Origin of the sequence: Pseudomonas sp. TMW22089, from assembly GCF_022496645.1 — a bacterium.
Classification (GTDB): domain Bacteria; phylum Pseudomonadota; class Gammaproteobacteria; order Pseudomonadales; family Pseudomonadaceae; genus Aquipseudomonas; species Aquipseudomonas paraversuta.
The window spans coordinates 1-6,481 of the sequence record NZ_SCFG01000046.1; the positions used below are offsets into that span (position 1 = coordinate 1).

Consider the following 6,481-nt stretch of genomic DNA (forward strand, 5'->3'; position numbering starts at 1 on the left):
GGCCAGGCCAACGCTCAAGCGGTACTCGGCAACAGATATGCGTCGGGCGAAGGCGTTGCGCAGGACGACAAACAGGCGGTCGCCTGGTACCGCAAGGCTGCCGAGCAGGGCAATGCTCTGGCTCAGTTCAGTCTAGGATTCAGTTACACCCACGGTAAAGGCGTTGCGCAGGACGACAAACAGGCGGTCGCCTGGTACCGCAAGGCTGCCGAGCAGGGCAATGCTCTGGCTCAGTCCCATCTAGGATCTTTTTACTTTCAAGGCAGAGGACTGTCACAGGACAATAGCCATGCGTATGTCTGGTTATCTGTCGCTGTTGCAAATGGAAGAGTAGACGCCACAGAGCTTCGAGATTTGGCGGCTAAAAAACTGTCAAACGGCCAGCTTGAGGTCTCGCAGAGACTAGCAGGGCAATACTTTGAAAAATACCAACCACTCCGTTAATGCAGAGTTCAGATTTTTAGTTCTTTTGTTGCGTAACTCCTAAGTTATGCGACACGCTCAAAAACCCTGGATCTGCGGGCTTTTGGATGTCGCATAAATCTGTCGCACGTTATAAATTACTTGCGACAACAAATGCGACAGGTGCTTTATGGAGAATGCAGGACAGCAGATTGGTTACGCTCGGGTTTCGACGCAAGGTCAGGATCTGGAGCAGCAACGGATTGCCCTAGGGCAAAACGGTTGTCAGAGAATTTTTGAAGAGAAGGTCAGTGGGGCTAAGCAAGACCGTCCAGAACTCAGTCGGCTGCTCGATCATTTGCGACCAGGTGATGTGCTGACCGTAACGCGGTTGGATCGCTTGGCCAGGTCAACAACCGACCTCCTCCACATTGCAGAACAACTCAAAACCTTAGGTGCAGGTCTGCGTTCACTTGCAGAACCATGGGCCGACACCACCTCCCCAGCTGGGCGCATGGTTTTAACAATCTTTGCCGGAATCGCTGACTTCGAGCGATCTCTTATTGGGGAGCGCACCAGTGCTGGCCGAGCTGCCGCGAAAGCCAAAGGCGTTCGATTTGGGCCAAAGCCTGTTTTGACTTCTGAGCAGATAATCCATGCCCGGAAGTTGATTGATGAGGGTCAATCAGTGGCTGAAGTTGCACGTCTTTTAGGTGTACATCGAGCCACGCTATACCGTGCGTTACCTCAATAGATAGAACGCCGCTTATGTTCAAAAGGCCCCCACACTTGAGAGAGTCGTGGGGGCCTTTTTTTCTGGGCACGGAAACCACACCCCTCCTACACTGGTACGCCAGACCCCACCTCTGTGGTTTTACGCACGGTGGGCCACTGACTCGGATAAGGACACCCCTGCCATGCCGTTACCCGTCACGCCCTATTATGAGCGCCGTCTGCGCGACCTGCGCACGCTATCCCCTGCGGCTGCCGCACTGGCCGAGCGCATCGCCTTGGACCTGCAGCCGCAAATGCTGGCCACCTCGACCGAGACGTTGGAGGCGCAGTTACTGGATCACCTGCAGGAAGTGGCTGAGCAACAGACGCGTTGTGTGACTCGACTCTGGGACTGGTTAAACGCCGTGGTCAGCGCCGGAGCGCTGACCCCACCACAGGCGGCAGCGTTTGCCTGTGAAGCGGCCACCTTGGGCGGCCCGTCTGGCGTAATACCAGAATGAGCAGCCGTGACGGTTCCACTGCTCACTACGGCTTAGAGCTCGGGCTAACGTGTTGGCATATTCAATGGGTTCTGGAGTATGAAGGCGTGACGTGCACGCTTTGCGGTGTCTGCCAAAGCGTCCAAGAGGCAGACATTCCTTTTGCTCATGTGGCAGGTTGCATCGGCGCAGCGGAAGTGGCACAGCACCCTTGGCGCGAGCTAGCAGCGGTTCTACGCCATTTGCCGGTCGTACTCGATAAATGATTGGCGAAGGAATTCACGAAGACGCGCTGCAGCACCTGGTGCAACAGAGCGCGGTCAGGGAGTTTGTCGCCGGCCGTGATACCACCCGTACCAAGTGGACGTTTTCGGTACGCCTCGGCGGGCCGCACTCGCGGCTGATTCCAGTACGGTCGAGGCGGGAGGTGATTCGTACCTGGGCCAGCCTGACGGCGGTGGGTCGCTTTGCCGAAAGGCTTGGTGTGCGAGGCTTTGCGGTGGAACTGTGAAGTTTCGCGCCCGCGAAACTGGCCACGGCTTTTAGTTATCGAGAGCGTCGAGCAAATTTGCCCAAGTAGGGGCTTCCCCTGGCTTCGTGTTGTGAGGCAATGCAGGTTTAGGCTCGGGTTTATGCTCGATCAGCCGAAGTGATTGTTGCAGCTCTTGTATCTCTGCACGCAGCAATCGAACCTCTTCAACCAGCGAGTGTAGGGCTGGGTGTAGGGCGTCCATTTCAGGTGTAGGGGAAGTGTAGGGTGAGGGTGTCGGGTCAAGTGTAGGGCGGTGTAGGGTGATCCCCTGTGGTTCGCCATAAACACGGATCATTTCTGATAGGTCGATAACCTTTTGCCCTTTACCGTCTAGGCCAGCAGTTACGCGGCCTTTAGACACGGCCTCATGCAATGTTGAACGGTGTAAACCGTAGAGTTTTGCCATGCGGCCGATGGTTAATTTTGCCATGTAGGGCAGTGTCGGGTTCTGTCTGTAGGGTGCCCTACAGTCTACTGCTATTTATGAGACTTAACCGACCATTCCCTAACGCGGTCCGGTGGACCTTGTTGGCTACCGTGCTGGTAGGCAGCACAGCTGCCAGACCCACACGGCAGCTTGTGAAAGACACAGGGTTTGCGCTGAGCGAGCAAACGCAATATCTTTGGGTAATAGATACATAGCATTAAAACGAAAAAACCCTGCCAAGGCAGGGTTTCATTCGGGCCAGCGGCGACGGCAATCGCTCTGGCCAAGGTCTCGGGGAATCTCTGCTTTTCGGTGCGGGGAACGAGACCTGGTAAGCCAATTCTGTCGGGAAAACTCCCGTCTGTCCAGCTTCCAGCCTCCCCCGACACCTCTTCCCGACGCTTGGAATCAAGATGCTTTGGGCCCGGGAAGTAATAGCTGCCGATCAAGGGGATCTCTTCACGGCAGCCGGTATAGCCGGTTAGGTGCGACCCGCAAGGGCGAGAAGGCAATGGCAGGGCAGCGTAAAAACCCAACCACGGGCGCTGTCACTGTCCTAAAACCCACCAACCGCCAGACGCCGAAGAGGGCAGGGGGCGCAGTGGTAAACAATCCCCGAAAGTCTGGAACGCCTGTTGGGAGTGGGAGCCGGGTGGTCGCACCTGGAACAAAATCCTCACTGCGTGGAGTCATGCGAGACGCTTTTTTTAAAAGCCGATCGTAGGGGCTCCCACGCCAGTGGGAGCCATCAAGTGCGTCGCGCAGCCATCATTATTGCCGCCAGTGGGCGGCCTTAGACTGGCGTCAGCCATCATTGCTCGTGCTCTTGTCTCTCAGGGTTATTACCCGCTTTGGATCTTTCCCAGCGAGTGGGGGTCCCCCTTTAGGGGGTCGAGCTGGTGAGCGCGTAGCGCGAATGCTCTTGGCTTTTTGCCCTTTTGTACCTTTTCACCTTTATACCTCTCCTATTGGCGTTCTATTGCTGAAGCAATAGCCAACGCAATAGAACGACCAATAGAACGCCACATAGATAATCCAAGACAAAAGCAGAGCAACAGCGCGCCATCCCTACGGTCTGTCGTGGCCGCCCTGCGGGACGCCCAAACCTTCCGGGGGAGCGCCCCGTCAGGCTTTCAGGGTTCCGACTCGCTGCGCGAGCCTCCACCCTCTTTCCTCCCCTGCGCCCTGGACGGGCTTGTCTCGAAAATTCACCCGCGTGCGCGCCCGGCAAAGCCGGACCAACCTGCATTCTGCAATTGCGCGACGTCTCGTTGCGGTCCTTTGTCCCTTTCTCGACTGCTACATCGCGAATCCAGGTTGGTCCGGTTTCACCTGACGCGCACGCAAGCGGTGCGGCCGGATGCTTCGCACCCTGGTTACGCCCTGAACGGGCTTCACCAGGGCAGACCGGAAAAATTTGGCCTGGGGGCCATTTTTCCTCCCCCCCCTCGTGGGCTCGGGAGGCGTCTGTCAGGCTGTTCACGCCACCAGAGGTGGCGGTTTATCCGAGCAGCTTTTGGCTGCTCGGGATGCGCTACCATGCGATTTTTTAAGGAGCCATCTCATGCAGCGTTTGGTAAAGCCGTCGGATTACGTCCTGCAGGACGTACTTGGCCAATCGATGTATCAGATTCCCTGGGAGCCCAGGCTCTGCCCGGGCAACCCTGCAGAAGATCCCGAGGCTGGCGCACTTCTTTACAACGCATTCGTCCAGGATCAGGCCAAAGGTGTTGTGCCGCGGACACCCGCCGAGCAGATGAGTGACATTCTGGATTGGGTTTTCGAAACGGCAGGCGAACCCGCCCGCAGCCTGGCCGCTGACTTGGCGGCAGCGTACCTAGGCAATCACGCCTTCCTGATCGATGATCTGGATGATTGGGACGCGGAAACCAAGTCGCATCGGGCGCACATGGTTTTTCATGGCGAGGACATTAGGGGACTTTCAGCGCGAACCGTCATGAAATTGCGGGCTCGAGCTGCCGCCGGATTTTAGCCGCGAAAATATCGTTAGACCGGTTGTTGCTACTAGCAACACGGGAGCGCATAACGAATAGAAAGGAACCCGCCCGGACGGGCCAAGAAGGTGTCGCAATGCGTATGACGTTTGGCAGTGCCTGCCGTAACGCGGGCCTTATGGCGGTGGTGTATTTCCTGTACGTGGGCTTCCAGAAGGGACACTTTGATGTCTTCGGCTGGTACGGGGTTGGGTGGTCGTGGGGGGACTGGCTAGTGTTGGCGGTGCTGACGGGGGTTTTTGGGGTCATTCTGTTTGAAGAATGGTGGGGGCAGCGCAAGCGTGCGAAGGCGAAGGCCCGCGAGCAGGGCGAAGACTTCCAATAACGCCGCGTATGTAAGTCGGACACAAAAAATCCCGCCAAAAGGCAGGATTTTTTGCTTCCGAACTCACCAATCTTCAGGGCGTTCCGCGTGCTGATGGAGAATTCGATATATCAGGATGGTATCCCCCTTCCGCGTGTAAATAGATCGATAGGGGTATTTCGAAATAATCAGTTCTCGGCAATCAGGAATATCCGAGGCTTTCCCTAACTGAGGAAAGGTCTCCAGTCGGGTTATGGCTTCCAGCACTTGGGAAATGACTTCCTCGGCCTTTTCAGCACCTAGACGCGGTTCGTAATGCTCGTAGATACCTTCGAGGTCACTGTCCGCTTTGCTGGTTAATGCGATTTTCGGCACGAGCCACCCACTTAGCCTTCACGGCATCCAAGTCGATTAGATTGCCTGCCTCAGCATCAGCGATCCCTTCGGCTACCGCTCGAAAATGCCAGGACTCTGACTCTACATAACGTGCCAATGCACGTTTGAGATGGTACTGACGATCCCGATCAGTTGCTTCAGCGAGCTGATCGAGCTGGTTAATCAGCTCCGATTCCACACGAAAAGACAGGACAGGCGAGGCCATGTTATCACTCCACACGATTTTGTCTACGATGTAGACGTTGTCTACTCATATTTGAGTATTCCACTATCAGTGGAATATCGCAACTATTTGCTAATCATTTATGAGCACTCACTATCATCGACCCAGTGCGAATAACGGGATTTATGGTAAATCCTCGGCTCTATGACTTCGGGAAGACCAAAGCATCCTGCTTCAGGAGGACGGTTAAGGCCGTAGCAACGGCGACAACAAAAGCGCACTCCATGTTGATCCGTTAAGCTCTACTTCTTTTGGATTAAGTGAGCGCAGGGATGTGATCGGATTCATCGCAAAAAACCGTTGTAAGAGCTATACCTGCGCGTTATTTCTTGCGCTGGGATTACTGCAGTTGCCTAGCTATGTGCAGGCTGCTCAGGATTTTACGACTATCCAGAGCATGGCTGAACAAGGCGATGTCACGGCCCAGTTCAACCTCGGCCTCCTCTATTTCAAAGGTGAAGGTGTCGCGCAGGACGCCAAACAAGCGCTCTTCTGGTTCCGCCAGGCCGCCGAACAGGGCCAGGTTAACGCTCAAGCGGTACTCGGCAACCTCTATTCCAAAGGTGAAGGTGTCGCGCAGGACGATAAACAGGCGGTCATCTGGTACCGCAAGGCTGCCGAACAAGGGAATGCCAACGCTCAAGCGTTACTCGGCAACAGATATGCGACGGGCGAAGGCGTTGCGCAGGACGACAAACAGGCGGTCATCTGGTACCGCAAGGCTGCCGAACAAGGGAATGCCGACTGCCAGTTCCTTCTCGGAGACAGCTATTCTACAGGCACCGGCGTTGCGCAGGACGCCAAACAAGCACTCTTCTGGTTCCGCCAAGCTGCCGAACAGGGCCAGGCCAACGCTCAAGCGGTACTCGGCAACAGATATGCGTCGGGCGAAGGCGTTGCGCAGGACGACAAACAGGCGGTCGCCTGGTACCGCAAGGCTGCCGAGCAGGGCAATGCTCTGGCTCAGT

At 56.0% G+C, this 6,481-nt stretch carries 9 protein-coding genes and 1 pseudogene; 7 read left to right on the top strand and 3 right to left on the bottom strand.

From position 1 onward, the window contains the following. The 4 genes from EQV90_RS21565 to EQV90_RS21580 all read left to right on the top strand — a co-directional run. Window positions 1-444, top strand: a 444-nt coding sequence (locus EQV90_RS21565) for a sel1 repeat family protein (protein WP_240878669.1), incomplete at its 5' end; no start/stop codon positions are given. A gap of 148 nt (window positions 445-592) precedes the next feature. Continuing rightward, on the top strand, window positions 593-1,156 hold the full coding sequence (locus EQV90_RS21570) for a recombinase family protein (RefSeq protein ID WP_073510323.1): 564 nt from the start codon (window positions 593-595) through the stop codon (window positions 1,154-1,156). Window positions 1,157-1,319: 163 nt separating this feature from the next. Continuing rightward, window positions 1,320-1,637 (top strand): hypothetical protein, encoded by a 318-nt coding sequence (locus tag EQV90_RS21575; RefSeq protein WP_240878670.1) that lies wholly within the window; start codon window positions 1,320-1,322, stop codon window positions 1,635-1,637. A 241-nt stretch (window positions 1,638-1,878) separates the two neighbouring features. Next, window positions 1,879-2,127 (top strand): hypothetical protein, encoded by a 249-nt coding sequence (locus EQV90_RS21580; protein WP_240878671.1) that lies wholly within the window; start codon window positions 1,879-1,881, stop codon window positions 2,125-2,127. Window positions 2,128-2,158: 31 nt separating this feature from the next. On the opposite strand, the gene EQV90_RS21585 is transcribed toward EQV90_RS21580, so the two are convergent. Next, complete coding sequence (locus EQV90_RS21585) at window positions 2,159-2,578, bottom strand: hypothetical protein (protein WP_176464740.1); 420 nt, start codon at window positions 2,576-2,578, stop codon at window positions 2,159-2,161. A gap of 1,561 nt (window positions 2,579-4,139) precedes the next feature. Here EQV90_RS21585 and EQV90_RS21590 point away from each other — a divergent pair. Next, window positions 4,140-4,568, top strand: coding sequence for a hypothetical protein (locus tag EQV90_RS21590; protein ID WP_010657471.1), 429 nt, complete (start codon window positions 4,140-4,142; stop codon window positions 4,566-4,568). Window positions 4,569-4,666: 98 nt separating this feature from the next. Then, window positions 4,667-4,915: a hypothetical protein gene (locus EQV90_RS21595; protein WP_010657470.1), complete on the top strand. Its 249-nt coding sequence runs from the start codon at window positions 4,667-4,669 to the stop codon at window positions 4,913-4,915. A gap of 63 nt (window positions 4,916-4,978) precedes the next feature. Here the strand turns inward: EQV90_RS21595 and EQV90_RS21600 are convergent, their stop codons facing one another. Then, the gene (locus tag EQV90_RS21600; RefSeq protein ID WP_084357101.1) at window positions 4,979-5,269 is read right to left on the bottom strand and encodes a type II toxin-antitoxin system RelE/ParE family toxin; all 291 of its coding nucleotides are present in this window, start codon (window positions 5,267-5,269) and stop codon (window positions 4,979-4,981) included. Beyond that, window positions 5,232-5,495 (bottom strand): ribbon-helix-helix protein, CopG family, encoded by a 264-nt coding sequence (locus EQV90_RS21605; RefSeq protein WP_010657468.1) that lies wholly within the window; start codon window positions 5,493-5,495, stop codon window positions 5,232-5,234. The genes EQV90_RS21600 and EQV90_RS21605 overlap by 38 nt, the downstream gene beginning before the upstream one ends. 292 nt (window positions 5,496-5,787) lie before the next feature. Between EQV90_RS21605 and EQV90_RS21610 the strand changes: the two are divergent. Then, window positions 5,788-6,481, top strand: a pseudogene (locus EQV90_RS21610) (sel1 repeat family protein); the annotation flags it as partial.

What these genes read in the sequence shown, in the direction of transcription:
- EQV90_RS21570 (WP_073510323.1), top strand. Translation starts at nt 593, where the DNA reads ATGGAGAATGCAGGACAGCAGATTGGTTACGCTCGGGTTTCGACGCAA.
- EQV90_RS21590 (WP_010657471.1), top strand. Translation starts at nt 4,140, where the DNA reads ATGCAGCGTTTGGTAAAGCCGTCGGATTACGTCCTGCAGGACGTACTT.
- EQV90_RS21605 (WP_010657468.1), bottom strand. Translation starts at nt 5,495, where the DNA reads ATGGCCTCGCCTGTCCTGTCTTTTCGTGTGGAATCGGAGCTGATTAAC.
- EQV90_RS21580 (WP_240878671.1), top strand. Translation starts at nt 1,879, where the DNA reads ATGATTGGCGAAGGAATTCACGAAGACGCGCTGCAGCACCTGGTGCAA.
- EQV90_RS21585 (WP_176464740.1), bottom strand. Translation starts at nt 2,578, where the DNA reads ATGGCAAAATTAACCATCGGCCGCATGGCAAAACTCTACGGTTTACAC.
- EQV90_RS21575 (WP_240878670.1), top strand. Translation starts at nt 1,320, where the DNA reads ATGCCGTTACCCGTCACGCCCTATTATGAGCGCCGTCTGCGCGACCTG.
- EQV90_RS21595 (WP_010657470.1), top strand. Translation starts at nt 4,667, where the DNA reads ATGCGTATGACGTTTGGCAGTGCCTGCCGTAACGCGGGCCTTATGGCG.